Below are 18,939 nucleotides of genomic sequence, written 5' to 3' on the forward strand. Positions count from 1 at the left end.
TGTGACGCTAATACTGCATAATTTCAGCCCAAAAGCGTTTGGATTCCAAGTTTTCACAACTGATAAAAAAACCGACCCACATCTGCGGAATGTGGGATTCAACTTGCACGATTTCCACATTAGCCCTAACTGTCAAGCCTTTATCTTAGACCGTTCGGGACATTTAGTTGCTCGGAACGAGGTAACTGAACCAAAACCGTCTATTTCTGTTGACTCCCATCCGCGAGTTCGCACCCAAGCTCTGCAACAAAAAGTAATCCAGCTTTCAACAGAGTATTTGCTTAAACATTATGGCAGCCTCGCTGCTATTAACAGCAGCCAAAATCTTAACTTTACTGCCAGCAACTCACTATACTTACTGCAAGTCAGACCTTTTGAAAGCTCCAATGGCTTAAATTGGCTGATTGTGGCAGTTGTACCCGAAACCGACTTCACGGAAAAAGTTCAGGCCAATACTCGCAACACTATTTTGCTCGTGCTGCTGGCTTTGGTTCTTTCTATCTGCCTTTTGCTGTCCATTTCCCTAAGAATAGAACAGCGGCTGCTGCGGTTAATTTCGGCAACAGAGGCGATAGCTGGCGGCGACTTCGACTCAACAGTTTCAGGTAGCGGCGTTGCCGAACTCGAAGCCCTAGCTTGTGCTTTCAAGCGCATGAATTCCCAGTTAAAAGCATCTCGCAAGCGGCTAGAAGAATATTCTGGCGATTTAAAGCGGCAAGTTGCACAGAAAACGAAGGAACTAAAGCAAGCTAAAATTGCAGCCGAAAGTGCCAATCGCGCTAAAAGTACCTTTCTAGCCAATATGAGCCACGAATTGAGAACGCCTCTGAATGCGATTATCGGTTTTGCTCACCTCCTTGTGCACTCTAAAAAAACTGCACCGGAACAGCAGTCGAGTTTAGATATTATCAATCGCAGTGGCGAGCATTTGTTGAAACTAATCAACGATATTTTGTCGCTGTCTAAGATTGAAGCTGGTCAAATTACCCTCGAATCAAATGCTTTTGACCTGTACAGTTTGCTCAATGACATAGAAGGGATGTTCCAACTCAAAACTCAATCGTCGGGGTTGCAACTTGTTTTTGAACGCAGTTCAGATGTACCGCAATACGTCCGAACTGATGAAAGCAAGCTGCGCCAAGTTTTGATTAATCTGTTGGATAATGCTGTTAAATTTGCTGAGGCGGGTAGGGTGAAGCTGACTGTAAAATGCCGACCGTTGCTGGCAAAAAAACCGCTATCCAAATTTTTTCTCCAATTCTCTGTGAAGGATACAGGCCCAGGCATTGCGCCTGACGAGGTTAGCCGTTTGTTCAAGCCGTTCGTGCAAGCGGATGCTGGCAGGAAATCGCAAACGGGAACGGGTTTGGGATTGCCAATCAGTAACTCTTTTGTGAAGCTGATGGGTGGTGAGATTAAGGTCAAAAGTTCTGTGGGGAAAGGAACGGTTTTTAGTTTTTACGTTAAAGTCAGTCATGCCACACAGAGCGAAGTTTATGACAGACTGCCGCAAAAACGAGTGAAGGCGCTGGCATCCAACCAACAAATATATCGCATTCTGGTAGCGGACGATGAGTCGGCAAATCGGTTGCTGCTAACTCAGATATTGAAGTCGGCTGGTTTTGTTGTGCGGTTTGCGGATAACGGAATTGAGGCTGTTAAGTTGTGGCGAAAGTACAAGCCGCATTTAATTTGGATGGATTTGAGGATGCCTGTTTTAGACGGTTTTCAAGCTGCTAAAAAAATTCGAGCTCTGCCTAACGGTTCTAACACTAAGATTATTGCTTTGAGCGCTAATGCTTTTGTTAAAACCCAGGAACTCGCCATGTCGAACGGCTTCGATGACTTTGTTGCCAAGCCGTTCCGAGAAACAGTAATTTTTGAGAAGATGGCGCGACCTTTGGGTGTTCGCTATATCTTAGAAGAGGAGTCGCCGAGGAAGTCCGGGCAGGATGAGCCTGCCCAGCAACTGACTCCTGAGTCGCTGTCTGTCTTGCCGAGGGAGTTGATTGAAAAGCTTTATAAAGCAGCCGCTTGTGGAGACGAGCAAGCGGTAAGGCTGTTGATTGAGCGAGTTCCGCTGTCCGAGAAGCAAATTGCTGCGGCTCTAACTAAATTAGTTGACAATATGAGCTTAGATATTATCAGTGATTTGACTCAGAAGTGCATTTCGGCCGATTGTACGATCGCCCAATCCCAAGACAGTTCTCAAAGTTAACTCCCTGTTTAGAACCCGTACCTCATACCATTTTCCTAAAGATCCGATAGAGATCGAACACGACAAGACATTGTAATTTATACACTTTCCCTGTTTGCTAAAGTCTGTCATAACTTTAAAAAAATGGTATTAGCGCTCTTTCGTCACTTTCATGAGAGTAAATTCTCGAAGACACGACAGCAAAGGATCTCTTGCCAAATGCTCCCAACGCCAGCAAGGTGTTAGAAAATCGCTCCACAAAACCATACCAGATTAGCATTATCAAATTATGGTCAGATTTTTCCTTTCTTAGAGTGATGAAAGAGCGTTAGTCGGGTCAAGCAGCGATCGCGAGTGGGACTTGGGCGGTCAGCGCTTCATATTCGGGGAAAGAGTTTGTCTTTGGCGATCGGGAAGCTGCACCAACATCAGCATCAACACGATCGCTAGTACCGCCAACGCCCGAAGCTGTATTGCCAGCACCAACACCACCATCACCCGAAACACCCGTAGCAGAACCCCTCCCCGTTCAATTCACCGAAAGCAGCCTGACTCACTGACTTCAAGTACCCGATAAAAAAGCGACGGTCGGGTTTACCGTTGATATGTCCGTCAAAGAGCTTTCGCGGGACGCGAACTTTCCGCGATCGACGATCGCAGTCTGCTACTTACCCGAGCCAACAAGTATAAATTAATACCCTAAATTTTTTAAAAAAAGATACGTGTAACAGGAAATAAAAATTAATAAAAATTTAAAGATAAAAGGTTTTTTTTAGCGCAAATTCAAGTAATATATCTGTTGGGGTCTAAAACCAGCCATAACTAACTATTTTGAGATTAAATGGCCGATACAACCCAAATCCCAGGAATTCAAAGCCTTTGGGAAAAAACCTCTGGTGATTCTCAAATTTGTGTAGCTGTATTAGATGGCTTAGTAGACCGGGATCACGCTTGTTTTGCCGGATCTGACCTGAAACGGCTGCCCACATTGGTGCAAGAAGAAGTCTGTATCACCGGTGCTATGTCTTTGCACGGCACCCACGTTGCCAGCATAATCTTCGGGCAGCACGGTTCAGAGATACCGGGAATTGCTCCTAAGTGTCGGGGATTGATAGTTCCCATCTTTTCCGACAACCGCTCTAGGGTATCTCAGCTAGACATAGCTCGTGCGATTGAAACTGCTGTCAATGCTGGCGCTCACATTATCAACATCAGCGGCGGTCAACTGACCGAAATAGGCGAAGCTGAAGGCTGGCTGGAAAGTGCCGTGCAACTATGCAACGACAACAACGTTTTAATTGTGGCTGCGGCTGGGAACGACGGTTGCAATTGCCTGCACGTCCCTGCGGCACTTCCGGCAGTCTTGGCAGTCGGAGCAATGGACGAGCTAGGTCGGCCTCTAAATTTTAGCAACTGGGGGGAAACCTACAACAATCAAGGTATTTTAGCCCCAGGAGAAAACATCCCAGGAGCAAAGCCCGGAGGAGGCACTAGCCGACTTAGTGGCACCAGCTTTGCCAGCCCGATTATTTCAGGCGTGGCTGCTTTGTTACTAAGCCTGCAACTTCAGCAGGGACAAAAGCCCGATCCGAGCAAAGTGCGCGAGGCTATTTTAACAAGCGCCTTACCCTGCGACGCCGATACAGAAAGTTCAGAACGCTGTCTGGTTGGCAAGCTCAATATTTTGGGTGCAAGTTATTTAATACAAGGAGGAAAAATGTCAGAGCAATTAGAAGCCGTCGAGGCTGCTGGCTGCGGTTGCGAGCAAATAACTCAAGCAGTTTTAGAAGAAACCGCACAACCCCAAGAGCAACTGCTAGAAAGTTTACAAACTGTGGCACTTTCTTCAGAATCTCTGCCACCCGCCCCCGAAGCCCTACTAAATTCCACCCAAATTCGTTCATTTAGCAGCCCAAACAATTCTTTTATGAGCAACAACCGACCCACTGGCATCGCCGCCAGCCAAGCACCTAGCGACCTCGAAGATGTCCAGCTTGCCTACGCTTTGGGAATTCTTGGCTATGACTTCGGCAGCGAGGCGAGGCGCGACTCGTTTAAACAACTGATGCCCGCCTATGAAATTGACACTACCGCTGTGCCGGCAAACCCCTACGATGCCCGCCAGATGGCTGACTACCTAGAACAAAACCCCTCAGAGGCGAAGGCTTTAATTTGGACCCTAAACCTCGAATTAACTCCCGTTTACGCCATTGAGCCAGTGGGGTCGTTTGGTCGCGACGTGTACGGCCTGTTGCAAGAATTTTTGGCAGGTCAAGTAGAGGCGGAAGACAGCGAAGGCTATGTGGAACGAGTCAGCATTCCGGGAGTGCTGACCGGCAGAACGGTTAAATTATTCTCCGGGCAAATAGTGCCGATCATCGAACCGCACAACACGCGAGGAATGTACAGTTGGAAAGTTAATACCCTCGTCAGCGCTGCTTTAGAAACAGTCCGCACAGAAGCGACAGAAGCGACAGAAGAGACGATGCGCCGCACCCTGGGCAGTTTCCTCAACCGCATTTACTACGACTTGCGGAATTTGGGAACCACATCCCAAGACCGCGCCTTGAATTTTGCCGCTACCAACGCTTTCCAAGCCGCTTCTACCTTCGCGACTGCTGTGGCGACAGGAATGGAACTCGACAGTATTACTGTAGAAAAAAGCCCGTTCTGTCGGCTGGATAGTGATTGCTGGGATGTGAAATTAAAGTTTTTCGATCCAGAAAATAGCCGTCGCGCTAAGAAAGTTTACCGCTTTACCATTGATGTCAGCGATATCATCCCCGTGACACTGGGCGAGGTGCGTTCTTGGTCTACACCTTACTAATTTTCGAGGTAATATGAAGCTACCTAAATTATCGGCTCCTGTGAAAAGACCGGAATTAATTCACCCTCACCGCTCTGTTGATGTGGTGAACGGTTTGTCAGAAGATTTGGTAAATATCCGCATCAATTTGATGCACGGGGCAAATTACAATGACCCGGCGGTGTTTGCTTACCGGAGCTATCAACAGCCTAAAAGTTCTAGCTGTGGCTGCTGGGGCGGCAGGCGATAAAAACCACTTTTCTCCTCTTTTTCGCCAAAAATAACGGCGGATTTTTAAAGTAAAAAGTTTAGATATGAAATTGAAAACTTAGTTTTCCTATCCAATTCATATCTAAACTCTGAAGCCAGCAGGAATCAAAGTGATGACTAATCTCCTGAAAAATAGCCGACCAGTTCTGACCTTTGACGGGATAAAAAGTTATGTTGCGCTCCCCCATATTTCCTGCGATCTAGGCAACAACTTTACGGTAGAAGCTTGGGTAAAAACTAAAACAAATAAGGGGGTGCAAAGGATATTTTCGGAGCATCCTGCTTGGGGTTTTGGTTTATTTAACAGCCAGATCCGGTTCACGGTTTATAAGAGGAAAAATTACAACACTACCTCAGCTAAGCTTGTAGCAAGCACTTGGTTTCATCTAGCGCTGGTATTTGAAGCTAACAGCTTGCTGTACTTTTATGTCAATGGTGAACTCGTGCAGACTTTAGCCGGCAGTCGACGGGGGAAATCAAACAGCGTTAGTTGGGAAATTGGCCGGAAAAATCCTAAAGGTTCAGAATGTTTGATGGGTCAACTTTCAGAAATCCGCATCTGGAATAAGTGCCGCATTCAGGCAGAACTTCAAGCTGATATGTCCCGCTCTTTGACAGGGAATGAACCGGGACTAGCAGGCTATTGGCCTTTAAATGAAGGTACGGGCAATACAGTTTGCGACAAGACTCAAAATGCTAATCACGGGAGCGTTCACGAGGCAACTTGGGAGTTCTCTGAAGTTCCCGTCCTCGCTGAAGTAATTGAAACACAGGAGATGGTGACTATGACCAATGCAAATGCTCGACAAGAACGCTTGCAGACAGTGCTGAATTTTGACGGCATTGATGACAAAATTGATATTGATTATGCCAAGGAAATCAATCCCGCTACGTTCACGGTTGAGGTGTGGGTGATGTTTATTGGGGGCGACGGATACCGCTCAGTATTAACGTCGCGGGATGGGTCGGATGTGGATGGTTGCAAGGGCTATTTGTTCTATGCGACTCCCGATCTGAAATGGGAGTTTTGGCTGGGTAGTGGCGAGGTGGGAGTGAGTTGGATTGTTCTGAGTGGGCAGGATATTGAGATTAATACTTGGGTACATTTGACGGGGGTGTACGATGGAAAATCTGATACAGCTTATTTCTATGTCAACGGACTGGAAGTGAGCAAAAAAGAGAATGTCAAGTTTAAAACAAATATTAAACGTCCCTTCCGTATTGGTGCGGGGAACACCGAGCAACCGGGTTACGGAGATTATTTATTTAATGGGAAAATTGCCGAGGTTCGTCTGTGGAATAAAGTCCGCACGGCTAAGGAAATTCAATCGAAGTTAGTTCACCGTTTAAAGGGGGATGAAGCGGGGTTAGTGGGGTATTGGCCTCTTTCGGAAGGGTCGGGGACTTTGGCGCGAGAGAAGGCGAAAAAACCTCAAAATGGCAAGATTTTTGGGGACGCAGTTTGGGGTCAGTCGTTGATGCCGATTATTGATGCGCCAGATGCGAAAGAGCGTTTGTTAAATTCGACGGGTTTGGAAGACTACGGTTATTGGTGGAAGAAATTGTCTGAGGGGCAAGCAGATAAGCCGAGGGTGCCTTTCCGCCGGGGACGAATTTGGTCATAAGCAGTAATAGGGGTCTTTAATTGAAACTTCAATTTAGCAAGTGCTACACCGTTGTGGGAGCCATTGAATAAAAATTAGGAAATATTTTTTTAAAATTTCCTATTTTTTCTAGAGATTGAAACATATTAATGGATGCCCAGCACATCCAAAATCGAGATTTTACATTTGTGTGTAAGTCTCGATCGTTGCTGATAGTTTAGTTGAAAATTGATCGACTAAACCATCTTAAATTGCCGTAAATTTGCTCATCTTTCTGACAATAATCGGGCAAAAAACATCCAAAAATCTCTTGACTTTTATTCTGTTTTTGTTTATGATGGATTTCAGGTAAAAAAATAACTTTTCAGCCCAACAGCAGAAAAGTTATGAGCTCTCTAAAAGCGAGCAAAAAAACACCAAATACGACTCTCTTAAGGAGTAACAACATGAACAGCAAAAAGAAAAACTTGAGACCGCAAGTATCTGCTCCTGTGGACCGTCCCGCATCGGGTACTGGCATTATTGGCTCTCAACCCTCTGGCGGGCTTAGTGTTTATGGTGGGGTAGAAGGATCTTTCATGCTGCTGGTCTTCTTCTAAACCTGATATTTTACTAGCGTTTCTGCTGATGAACGAGCTGATTTTAAGATCTTTCATGACATTATTATTTCCAAAAGATGTTATGAGGATGAAATCTGTTTTATGTCAGTAGGAAGCTAAAGATACCAAACCAGCCAGTAGCTTATTTATTTCATAAAAGTGACTGGCTGGTTTCTAGTTAATCAGGAATTCGTGTTATGAATCTCAAAGAATTTATTATCTACCTCGGCGAGAATCCCTACAAGTTTCTGGCTGCCAAAGAAAACGCAGATGCAGTTATGGAAGAAGCAGGTCTTTCCGAGGAAGATCGAGAAGCTCTCAAGAGTGGCGATATGAGGCGAATTGGTTTGGCAATAGCAGGAAGCGAGCCAACGCAAGGTATACCCCTACTAAGCTAGTAGACATCTCCTTAAAAGATGCTAGAACACTTGCTAGATCTAGGCAAAAAGCTAACTTTGCCAGATGTCTAGTGGTTGAGATATTGTCGCAATCGCAGGTCAGTAAAATTGACAAAGTTTATCAAGTGCTATTTTTATTATGGAGCTTGGTAAAGTGGTTAGTTTATTATTAGGAAATAAAAGGCAAGTTGCACAATGACAAAAAAAGGGTCTCTGCTGGTGGTTGGCACCGGCATTAAAGCAGGCGGTCATCTCACCACTGAAGCGCAATCGGCTATTAAGAATGCTGACAAAGTATTCTATGCTGATGGGAATCCTATCAGTGTTTATCAAATTAAATCCCTCAATCCCAATGCTGAAACATTGAGCGATCTCTATGGAAAGGGTAAACCCAGATATGAGACCTACGCGCAGATGGTGGAAAGAATTATCACAGCCGTGCGGGAAGGTTTCCAGGTGTGCGCTATCTTCTACGGACACCCTGGGGTTTTTGCCAGCCCCCCTCATATCTCAATTCGTCAGGCTCGTAACGAGGGTTTTGAAGCGTTAATGCTGCCTGGTATATCCGCTGAAGATTGCATTTTTGCTGACTTAGGAATTGACCCCGGAGTATATGGCTGTCAGAGCTATGAAGCAACTGATTTTCTAGCCTATCGGCGAATCTTCGATCGGCGAAGCACTCTAGTGCTGTGGCAAGTAGGAGCAATTGCACAGGCAGATTATCAGGGCAAAGTTTATGCCGATCAACAAAGAGGGCTAGCTCTATTAGTGGAAACTCTTCTAGAATCATATCCTGCCGATCATACAGCGGTGGTCTATGAAGCTGCGACAATGGCAATCTTTGTACCTCGGATAGAGCGTGTGGCGATTGCCAAATTAGGAGAATCTGTATTGACCGCGATGTCAACTTTAGTAATTATCCCCGATCCCAAGTGGTCTGAACCCGATCTGGAACGTGTAAAACGTCTGGGTATTGAAGAACACATTATGAAAAGCAGAGAATTTAAGGAGAAGCAACTTCGGGCAATCGGCTAGAATGCTCGCGACTGATTTGAAATAAAAATTTGAATTCCTAGCAAACTCCGCTGGCATTCGGCCCAAGCACCTCCACCGAGTTTATATTTACTGTTGGCTTTTGCTCATGCCTGACCTCATTGACAATTCCCAAGATTTGCAACAAATTCGCGATTTCTACAATCTCGTCGGGCAGTCTCCAACAAACCAAGGCTGCTTGCTCCGAGTGACAAGTTCCGATACCGATCCTTTTCACGGCACTACTCTTTATTTAGCTGCTCAAGCTGGCATTCAACCCGGAAATTATGTCCTCGATGCAGGTTGCGGTACGGGTGGGCCCAGCATTGTTATTGCTCAGAGCATCGAAGATGTGACGATTGAAGGAATTAACTTATCAGAAGAGCAAGTTAACATAGGTCAGAAACTTGTGCGGGAAGCAGGACTTTCCGATCGCATTCGCCTTCAGGTGGCAGACTTTCACGACTTGTCCTTTGACAGTGGTATTTTTGACGTTGTAGTGTTCTTTGAAACCATCGGATTCTCCGACGAACTCAGACGGGTTCTGGCAGAAGCCTACCGCGTGCTGCGACCTCAGGGAACTCTTTACATCAAAGATTTATTCCGCCACGAACATCCCTTGTCAGAGCAAGAGCAGCAGAAACTTGCAAAATTCAAACAGGCTCAACTTCATAATGTTCCGTGCATGAGCGAAGTCAGTGAAGCAATTCAGTTAGCTGGTTTTCAGGATATCAAAGTGCGGGATTTGAGTGACGTTTTAATCAGTGCTCCGTTAGCTGACTTTCCGGCATTCTGCGGTGACATCAAGGCTCAGAAACCCTTCGTTGTTCCAATCACCACCCGAAACATTAGTGGATCGAGTTCAGAATCACCTGCCATGCCTAACTACGATTCCAAAGCCGTCACCCCCAGCCAAGCTGTCGGCACCGTCACCGCCAGCATTCCATCAAACATAGTTTATGCTTTAGGAACCCTCGGCTACGACTTTGGCAGCGAAGCGCGGCGCGATACATTCAAACAACTGATGCCGGCCTATGAAATTGAGGGCATCGCAGTCCCGGCTAATCCCTACGACGCACGCCAGATGGTTGATTATCTGGAACAAAACCCCTCGGAAGGGAAAGCTTTAATTTGGACGCTGAATCTGGAATTAACGCCAGTTTATGCCATTGAACCGAAAGGACCTTTTGGGGCGGATGTGTATGAAACTCTCCAGTTAATGTTAGCCGGACAGGTGTTTGCCGAAGATAGCGAAGATTTTATTGAGCGGGTGAGTATACCGGGGAGATTGACTGATCGCACGGTCGAGCTATTTTCAGGGCAAATAGTACCAGTAATTTCTGTTCAAAACATCCGAGGAATGTATGGCTGGCGAGTGAATAGCCTGATCGCCGCAGCTTTAGAAACGGTGCGCGATTCTGACAGTAGTACCAGCGAGGAAGCAATCCGGCGTTCTTTAGCGAGTTTCCTGCACCGCATCTATTTTGACTTGCGAAATTTGGGGCAAACGGCCCACGATCGCGCCCTCAATTTTGCAGCAACTAATGCTTTTCAAGCTGCTTCTACGTTTGCTGATGCGGTTGCCAGAGGGATGGAACTGGACAGTATCGAAGTAGAAAAAAGCCCGTTTTGCCGACTTGATAGTGATTGCTGGGATGTGAAGTTAAAGTTTTTTGACCCAGAAAATAGCCGCCGGGCTAAGAAAGTTTTCCGCTTTACAATTGATGTGAGAGACCCCATGCCTGTGACATTGGGCGAAGTGCGATCGTGGTCTGTTCCAAGTTAGTTCGGTAGTTGGGATTTTACCATCAAGGTAAGAAGGCGTTGTCACCTCGTCAGGTCTTTTCATCCAATAATAAACTTCTGCGATGAAGGCAAAGACAAGTACCTGACCAAGCGACAATGCGATCGCATAATCGAGAAAAAAAACTCTAGGAACATAAAACAGCAACTCTTTTCAAAGCAGCATTTTTAGAAGCAAGAGATACGATATGCCTTTCCCGGGTAGTGCAACTGATAAATTTGGCAACCGCTCGCTACCCTATTTATCAGTTGCACCGCATCAAATAGCATCACTACTCAAGCTTTGTATTACTTAAATATTGATGCTGAGAGGGATTTTTGAAGGCTGCAAAAATCGATAAGACACAAGCCTTTGGGCATCTGCTTCGAGAATTTTTGCTTCGATGTCATTCAGGTTTACCTTGAATTTGTCGAAGGCTATTTTCAATTGTGGCTCGACAAAAGATGAACCAGGGTAATCGAGGAGGTTCGTATAGTAAACTGAACCCAACAAATAAAGCACTTCTATTTGGAGTAATGCTCGCTCTAGTGGCGGTAGCGAACCCATGAAATTTTGCTGCTGTGCGGAGTTGGTAGGTGCTGGAGAATAGCAACCCAAAGGAAATGCTGGTGCGTAGGTCATCAAGCCGCTTTGCGGAAAGTTAACAGCAGCGTGTTGGGCACTAGCTGCAAAGATAACCGTAGAGATGGCCTCTACTAAATAATCTAAGCTTGCAATCCGACCGTCAGCATTTTCGCCAATATAGCAGTGTCCTTTAGCAAACAATTCACCAGCCCAATTTTGCAGTTGTCGATCGGCAACTACCGACTTATCGCTAGAATAGTTCAGGCGCAGGTATTCGCCCACCCACTGATGAATGGCATCCCAAATTAGTTGTCCGTCATCTCGATAAGGATAAATCGGTAATTGCTGGGAATTATTGACACCGCGTTTTTCTAAAGTTCGGGGGAAGGCAACTTCATTAAAGTTAGCTAAGTGGCTCATCGCTTCTTTAATAGCGAGTTGGCCGTTACTGCCTATAGTGGCACTCAATAAGAAGTCTATAGGCCCTTCTGGTGCTAATAAATTCTTATGTGCGCCGTAATTAATCAAGATAGTACCTTGCAAGTGAGGTTTCAACAAAACCATTACAGGATGACTATTATCGGTAAAGCAGCGATTAGTTGCCAGAACAAAAGGCTCAATAAATAAGTGAGTCTGAGCTAGGTGAGATATCAGCTCGTGGTAATTGCTATCTGCCATTTGCACGACGGTTTTAGCTGTCATCCAGTTGTCGCCATCTAGGGGCGTAAATATAGGATTGTTATCCCCCGGAACTGGCTGGCAGCGAATTGCTATTGGCCGTAAATTTCGATCTTGATATTGTTCGGGCGGTACTGCAAATAATGCGATTGGAGCATACATATACTTTGGCAACCCACCAATATCGCTATTGACTAAACTATCGAGCTTGGAATAATCTGCTAGATAAAGTCGCCCGGATTGCAGTGCTGCTTCTAGATTATCTTGATGCAGAATCTCTCCGTACTGTGCGCTGGTAATTAACAGGCGCTCGTCTAGTTCTTGGATTTGATTGAGCATTACAGGGTTTGGCCCTGCTACTTGCATATAAGCAAAAACTGCATCTTGTTGGAAATTTCCTACAGTTGCCGGTCTGATTGTTAACGGGTTGAGTAACTTTTCGTAATCTTCGAGAGTAGGATTGACAGTACCGCGTACAAGTATTTCCGTAGAATCAGCTTGCTTGTCAATTAATTCTTGTCCCAAACATCTAGCAATTCCTTGAAGGTGCTTGTATAATTCTCGATCGACTTCCTCAACTTCCTCAACTTCCTCGAATTGAGCGACTTCCTCAACTTCATCAACTCGGTCAACTTCATCGAGTTGCTCGCTTTTGAGATTTCGTGCAGATTTCACTTCTAAGTTTCCGCTGAGTTCAGCTTGTATTTCTCGATCTATTCGATCGAATACATTTTCAACTTCACTAAAATCCCCTGTCAAGGGAATGCTACTTTTAACCTTGGGGGATACTTTTCGCTCCAAGACTGATTCTAGTTTTAAAACAGCATTAGTTAATTCTGCTTGTCCCTGGGCTGCCCTTATTTCACGCTCGATTGACTCTAACGAATCAATTTCACTCTCGTTTGACAGCGAGTTTTTGAGAAGATTAGCCGACTTTTCAGCCTCGTTCAAAATACTCAGCGTACTCAACACTAAACTCACCCATTTCAGGCTGGGAAGTTCATCGGCTTTAGGCAGTCTAGGCAGGTTGCCGATCGGACTAAGTGGCACCTCAGTCATAGCTAAAGGAGCTAAAACTGTATAGTCATATTCGTATTTACCAGATACAATCAACCTGCGAGCCAAAGGAACCGTAGCTAAAAAAGTGACTAAACGGTATACGGTTTCAATGATTTGTTGCCTGGAAAAAGACATATTTTGCTCCAAAGAAAAATATTACTAGATTGGGTGAATCGAGAAGTTACTAGATTGGGTGAATCGAGATTAGATTCTTCAGTATTGGTTGGTAACAGTTTGACTCTTAATTTTGTATTAGTTGCATCAGTTGATATAGCAATCCTAAATCATTTGTGAATTTCTTACTCCCTCCTTTTGCTAAGGAGAGGGTTGGGGTGGCGGAAAAAATTTACGACTCCTGCAAGGATTGCTACAGATTTTTAGCTGCTTGCGACTGCTACCAATCAAGAACTGGCAAGTTGTCGGCTCGGGATTAAAGTTGAAAGCCCAAAAATCCACTGTTTAACGAACTCAGCTAATATAGCATACCTGCTGAGCAACATCAGAATTCTCCTCACAGACCACCATCAGCAAGCCCGCAGGTGAAAGAAAGTCGATCGCGAGCGTTGTGGATTGATGCTTGGTTGCAAGACGGCTTGCGCCAGAGAGCAATAGCGCCAGCAAAGGCTGGAAGCTACTTCTCATCCTAGTTCTGTGCTTGAAGCCGTATAAATTAATACACCAAATAAATAAGAAAAAAGATGACTGCAAGCCGGAAACAAAAGTTAACAAAACTTTTTAGCTAAAAAGTTTTTTTAGGCGCAAATTCAAGTAATCTATCTTTTGAGGCGAACAACCAGTCAAATCTAACTATTTTTCCAGAAAACGGCTGATTTAATCCAAATCCTGGGTAATTAAAGCGAATAGGAAAAAACCGATGGCGATTTTCTTCCTTGTGTAGGGCCACCCACTCGACAAGCGGGTGGACTCAAAGCTTGAGACGGCCAAATATTTCTGATATTTTCCCTCTACAACTTATAACTGGCTTCAGTTCTTGCCGCTCCTGCACGGCTCCCCCAAACCTATTTACTTCATACCCAAAAATGGCAATTGAGGATCTTTTCGCCAAGTACAAAAAGCCCAACATCGTTATTATCATTACCGACCAACAGCGCGCCTTGCAGCACTATCCGCGGGACTTCATCTACAGGCTCCCCGCACTGAAGCAGTTGATGAGCAACGGTTTGAGTTTCGATCGGGCATTCACCGCCGCTTCTGCCTGCGCCCCCAGTCGCGCAACTTTCTTGACCAGCCAGTATCCGGCAAAGCACAAAACAACGGATACTGGTCAGCTACAGCCGAAGGAGCCTCTGAACACACAGTTGCCCAACCTCGCCCATGTCCTAGGGAAGGCTGGCTACAAAACACGTGCTTGGCTCGGCAAATGGCACCTTGGAGAAATTAATACTAGCCCCATAGAAGCTGGATTCACAGAGTGGGATGACCCGGACGCAGGCATCACCATCAGCGACTACAATACCCTCGGCGGTGGCGAGGCAGATAACGACAGCCGTTACCTCGCCGATATGCTGAAGTTCGTCGAACGACAGGACGAGAACGCTGAAGATCCGTTTTGCCTGGTTGCGTCCTTTGTCAATCCTCACGACGGGTTCGTAGCGTTCAGAGGGCTGGGTGGCTCTGGATATGCAAGCAGTACCCTCACTGAGGCGATCGTGGAGCTGCCACGTAACTACAGGCAGCATCTGAACGAACACCTCTTGGATAACTTACACTCAGAGCCTCGCGCCCACGCCTCAGCGAGCTGGTGGACTTTCGCTCGACCTGGCTCTAAGATGCCTCCCAAGCACAGACCGCAGGATTATGTCAACTTCTACGCCTATCTCCAGATTTTGGTCGATCGACAAATCGAGCAACTCCTGGACGGTCTGGCGAAGCAGAATCTGATCGACAATACCCTGATTATCCGCTTCGCCGACCACGGTGAAATGGCTATGAGCCACGGTTTAGTTGAGAAATTCTTTAACGCTTACGAAGAAAGCATTCGCATACCCTTCGTGTTCTCCAATCCTGTAGCCTGGCCTACAGCACAGACTACCCAATCCCTTGCCAGCAGCGTCGATTTGACTCCGACCATCGCCTCGTTGCTTGGTGTCGAGTGGCACAAACCGGAGGAAGCGATTCCAGCAACAGCCAACCCGACGATTTTTTACGGGCAAGATTTGTCGCCAATTCTCAACAATCCGACTTCCACTGTCCAGGAATCCATCCACTTTACATACGACGATAATCCAGCGGTTATACCTCCTCCAGAAGATAAACCGAAGCAGAGGATTTTGCACCCCAGTATCGTCCGAACGATTCGGACTTCCAAGTGGAAATATTCGGTCTACTTCAACGAACAAGACGAGGCGAAGGCTGAGGGTGCCGAAGGGGATTGGGAACTCTATAACCTAGAAGTAGATCCTTACGAGGACAAGAACCTAGCTGGTAATGGCGATCCCGAGATTAACAAGCAGCAGTGGGAATTGGAGCGGCAATTGCAAGAGGCTATGAATCGCCTGGGAACTATGCCGACTGCCTTCAAATGGCCTCCCCAGAAGACCTTGTTAAGCCGAGGCGCACCCGCCACCAAACCCACCGATATCTAGAGCGCGAGCGCCGAAGTAAGGAGTCCCGCCAAACTAGGGAGAGGATGGTGTTTTCCCTCCTTTCTCTGATTTGGGCAATATTCGATCGATCAATTAGAAAAACTCAATTACCAGTTGGTTAACCTATGGAAGCAGTTTGGGATACGTTAAAGAATATCAATTACTCTGGCATACCGATTGCTAGAATCGCTATTGTGCTCGTTGTTCTAACCTTGACACAGACGTTAAGGCGATTTTTCGTAGCAGTCATTGTTAAAACTATTGAGAGTTTTACTAGCAAAACTAAAACAACACTTGATGATGAGTTGATTACAATTATCAAGCCTGCTTTAAGTTGGCTGATTCTGATAGGTGGATTTTGGCTGAGTAAAGAAATTCTGGCAGATAACTTAGGTTCTCAACTAAATCAAACAATCGGTAGCCTGCTCAACTATACAGTTATTTTCATAGTTGCCTATGTTATTTACCGATGCTCTTCTATTTTCGGTCAGATTATAGCCAACTTAGTGCTGCACACCGAAACAGAGCTCGATGAATTGCTCAGACCTTTAATGCCCAAGATTTTTCAATCAGCAGCAATTATTGTCTTTATCATCAAGATCAGCGAGGCATTTTTAGGACAATCTGCTGCTGCATTGGTGGGGCTATTGGGCGGTGCCGGTATCACTTTTGGTTTGCTGCTGAAGGATATTGTTTATGACTGGTTTTGTACGCTGATTATTTACTCCGACAATCTCTACCGAGAAGGTGACTGGGTGGGGATATCCGGGGTCGATGGTTTCGTGCAGATACTCAATATTGGATTCAGAACTACAACTCTACATATAACTAAGTGGGGTTCTATCATCAAAATGCCCAATTCCAAAATGATTTCTGGAATTGTCGAAAACTGGTCGCAAAATCCGGGTAAAGAATTAAAATGGGGCTTAGTCTTAACTCTCAAAATAGACGGCATTTCGGCGGGGCAAACGGCGCGGATTTGTGAAAAGCTTGAAGAATTGCCGAAGTACATTCAAGGCTTGTCTCCGTCGTGTACGGTGCGGTTCAAACAAATTGACAAAAATGCCCGGGTTATTGAAATTATGGCAGTTGTCAATGACGATAATTTCTACTTTGATGCTGAGAAAAACTTAAATCTAGCTATACTAGAATTACTCGAAAAAGAAGGAATAGATTTCCTACACGTGGAACTAAGAACGGAACCTGAAAAATACAAAAAGAGCCTGCAAGCAACCAACAATTGAGCATTCATGTTGGCTCGAAGTCAATTTAGAGTAACTGCTTGCTCGCATCGTGCGATAGCGGTTGAAAATCGGGTGAAGTACAGTTACAGTCCTAGCAGACATCTGTACTTGACTCCACTCATTAATGCTAAATTGCCTGCTTTTCTCTCGATAATTCAACCTCAAATATATCGGTCATCCAAGCATTTGAGGGAAAAATATCCCGCTCCGTTTAATAACAACGGGGATTCCTGCTAAATTTACCGCACTCGCACTCTCGGAAAGCCAAATGTCAACCGCCTCTTTAACAACTCTAATAACTATTCTGGATTGCCATTCTACTCTAAAAAATGATGGCGAAGATGTCATTCAAGGATTGACCAAAAGCCCAAAAACTTTACCCGCTAAATATTTTTACGACAGTCGCGGTTCTCAACTTTTTGAACAAATTTGCGAATTGCCCGAATATTATCCAACTCGCACAGAAGCCTCGATTTTGCGCCAATATGCTGGTGAAATCGCACGGATAACAGGTGATTGCGAACTCGTAGAATTAGGCAGTGGCAGTTCCACAAAAACTCGCCTTTTGCTAAATGCTTATCAATCTCGAAATTACTCCTGTAAGTACGTGCCTGTTGATGTTAGCGCCAGCATTCTCAAAGAGAGCGCCCTTCAATTGCAAGTAGAATATCCGGCTTTGCACGTTCAAGGGTTGATAGGGACTTACGAACAAGCCCTCGCTCAATTAACGCCTGCATCTTTGCCTGCGCGGATGATTTTCTTCTTGGGCAGTTCTCTGGGTAATTTCACGCCGCAGGAATGCGATGTTTTATTGAACCAAATTAAAGATGTACTCGCTCCGGGAGATTACTTTTTACTCGGCATTGACTTGCAAAAATCCCAGCAAATTTTAGAAGCAGCTTATAACGATTCTCAAGGTATAACTGCCGCTTTTAATTTAAATATGCTCGACCATTTAAACTGGCGTTTTCAGGGTGATTTTGATACTAATTTATTCACCCATCAAGCTATTTACAATCAACAAGAGAACCAAATTGAAATGTACTTGCATTGCCAAACAAGTCATGTAGTGAATTTAGAAAAGCTTGGATTGAATGTTACCTGGAAAACTGGCGAAAGTATCCTTACGGAAATTTCTCGTAAATTTGATTTAGACACTGTGGAAAAAGAACTAGACTCCAAAGGACTGAAAACCATAAAAAGCTTTACAGATCCCCAAAAGTGGTTTGGTTTAATTCTGTGTCAAGCCACTAAATGAATCACCCCGAGCCTTCGGTATTGTTTGGTTCCCAACTCTCCAAACAATACAAATTAATCTAGAAAATACGCAACCGCAGACGGCAGCACGTACTAGAACTATATTTAAAAATGTGCGTTCTCAATCGCGAGGTAGATGATGTGCTTTTCTTGTTTCAAGACTTGCTGTCAAAGTATTTGGATCGAGAAAGCGATCGGTACAAGCCCCCCAAAACGGTTGATTTGTAGTAAGCTTTAACACACCGACTTCTCAGAGCTTGAATAACCGCATTTTTTATTAGGTTTCGGGTATAGTACGAGCCGCAATTTCGCTTGTCTGTAGCACGTAACTCCTGTCAGGTTCGAGTTAATTACTGTAGTTTAGACTAAAAAATGATTGCAGCCAAAAGTAGCCGCCTTTGAATATCCGGCAAGCTGTTACTCAAAAACTCAAGAGGGAGAAGATTAAATAACTAATCTTGAAGACTTTTTACGTCGAGAAACCCGTTTTTTCACAGTGGGATAGCACGGTGCCTTGGTCCGTACCCTTCCTTTTTCCCAACCAGGGGATTTTCCCCTCTGTTTAGGCATTTTTGCGGGAGTACCAATGTCAACTAAAAGCGACAACATTGATTGAGCAACACGTCCAGGGGTTAAATTAATCGTAGCAGATTGCCAAGGTAATACATTCTCAACCACTAAATCCCTAGCTAGCCAGAGTTGCCAACTCATCAACGGCATTAAATCCCACATTCCGCAGATATTCGATCGGATTTAATTTCAAAAGAATTCAGAATTCTCAAAACCTCAAATAATTGCTCTGCAATCATTTGAGGCTTTTT

General features: G+C 45.1%; 12 protein-coding genes. 10 read left to right on the plus strand and 2 right to left on the minus strand.

The annotated features are described in order from the left end of the window. Window positions 1-2,218: ATP-binding protein (locus tag JGK39_RS25805; protein WP_293297801.1), on the plus strand; the 2,218-nt coding region annotated here is incomplete at its 5' end. A 348-nt stretch (window positions 2,219-2,566) separates the two neighbouring features. On the opposite strand, the gene JGK39_RS25810 is transcribed toward JGK39_RS25805, so the two are convergent. Then, complete coding sequence (locus tag JGK39_RS25810; protein WP_293184582.1) at window positions 2,567-2,704, minus strand: hypothetical protein; 138 nt, start codon at window positions 2,702-2,704, stop codon at window positions 2,567-2,569. Between the two features lie 334 nt (window positions 2,705-3,038). Between JGK39_RS25810 and JGK39_RS25815 the strand changes: the two genes are divergently transcribed. The 6 genes from JGK39_RS25815 to JGK39_RS25840 all read left to right on the plus strand — a co-directional run bounded on the left by JGK39_RS25815 (window position 3,039) and on the right by JGK39_RS25840 (window position 10,692). After that, on the plus strand, window positions 3,039-5,024 hold the full coding sequence (locus JGK39_RS25815) for a PatA/PatG family cyanobactin maturation protease (RefSeq protein ID WP_293260569.1): 1,986 nt from the start codon (window positions 3,039-3,041) through the stop codon (window positions 5,022-5,024). Window positions 5,025-5,037: 13 nt separating this feature from the next. Continuing rightward, window positions 5,038-5,253, plus strand: a complete 216-nt coding sequence (locus JGK39_RS25820; protein WP_293260566.1) for a cyanobactin biosynthesis system PatB/AcyB/McaB family protein — start codon at window positions 5,038-5,040, stop codon at window positions 5,251-5,253. A gap of 133 nt (window positions 5,254-5,386) precedes the next feature. Further along, window positions 5,387-6,898, plus strand: a complete 1,512-nt coding sequence (locus tag JGK39_RS25825) for a LamG-like jellyroll fold domain-containing protein (RefSeq protein ID WP_293260563.1) — start codon at window positions 5,387-5,389, stop codon at window positions 6,896-6,898. Between the two features lie 775 nt (window positions 6,899-7,673). Next, entirely contained in the window at window positions 7,674-7,874 is a 201-nt protein-coding gene (locus JGK39_RS25830) for a hypothetical protein (protein ID WP_293219352.1), read from the plus strand. Between the two features lie 195 nt (window positions 7,875-8,069). Beyond that, window positions 8,070-8,909, plus strand: a complete 840-nt coding sequence (locus JGK39_RS25835; protein ID WP_293219350.1) for an SAM-dependent methyltransferase — start codon at window positions 8,070-8,072, stop codon at window positions 8,907-8,909. A 106-nt stretch (window positions 8,910-9,015) separates the two neighbouring features. Beyond that, window positions 9,016-10,692: a PatA/PatG family cyanobactin maturation protease gene (locus JGK39_RS25840; RefSeq protein ID WP_293297804.1), complete on the plus strand. Its 1,677-nt coding sequence runs from the start codon at window positions 9,016-9,018 to the stop codon at window positions 10,690-10,692. A 309-nt stretch (window positions 10,693-11,001) separates the two neighbouring features. Here JGK39_RS25840 and JGK39_RS25845 read toward each other — a convergent pair whose 3' ends face one another. Then, window positions 11,002-13,146, minus strand: coding sequence for a lipoxygenase family protein (locus JGK39_RS25845; RefSeq protein WP_293297807.1), 2,145 nt, complete (start codon window positions 13,144-13,146; stop codon window positions 11,002-11,004). Between the two features lie 755 nt (window positions 13,147-13,901). Between JGK39_RS25845 and JGK39_RS25850 the strand changes: the two genes are divergently transcribed. The 3 genes from JGK39_RS25850 to egtD all read left to right on the plus strand — a co-directional run bounded on the left by JGK39_RS25850 (window position 13,902) and on the right by egtD (window position 18,119). Continuing rightward, window positions 13,902-15,617, plus strand: a complete 1,716-nt coding sequence (locus tag JGK39_RS25850) for a sulfatase-like hydrolase/transferase (RefSeq protein WP_293297810.1) — start codon at window positions 13,902-13,904, stop codon at window positions 15,615-15,617. 125 nt (window positions 15,618-15,742) lie between these two features. Next, window positions 15,743-16,861 (plus strand): mechanosensitive ion channel domain-containing protein, encoded by a 1,119-nt coding sequence (locus JGK39_RS25855; RefSeq protein ID WP_293190723.1) that lies wholly within the window; start codon window positions 15,743-15,745, stop codon window positions 16,859-16,861. Between the two features lie 268 nt (window positions 16,862-17,129). Continuing rightward, window positions 17,130-18,119: an L-histidine N(alpha)-methyltransferase gene (egtD, locus tag JGK39_RS25860; protein ID WP_293190722.1), complete on the plus strand. Its 990-nt coding sequence runs from the start codon at window positions 17,130-17,132 to the stop codon at window positions 18,117-18,119. Window positions 18,120-18,939 lie beyond the last annotated feature (820 nt).

Origin of the sequence: Microcoleus sp. PH2017_12_PCY_D_A (assembly GCF_020738565.1) — a bacterium.
Lineage (GTDB): Bacteria > Cyanobacteriota > Cyanobacteriia > Cyanobacteriales > Microcoleaceae > Microcoleus.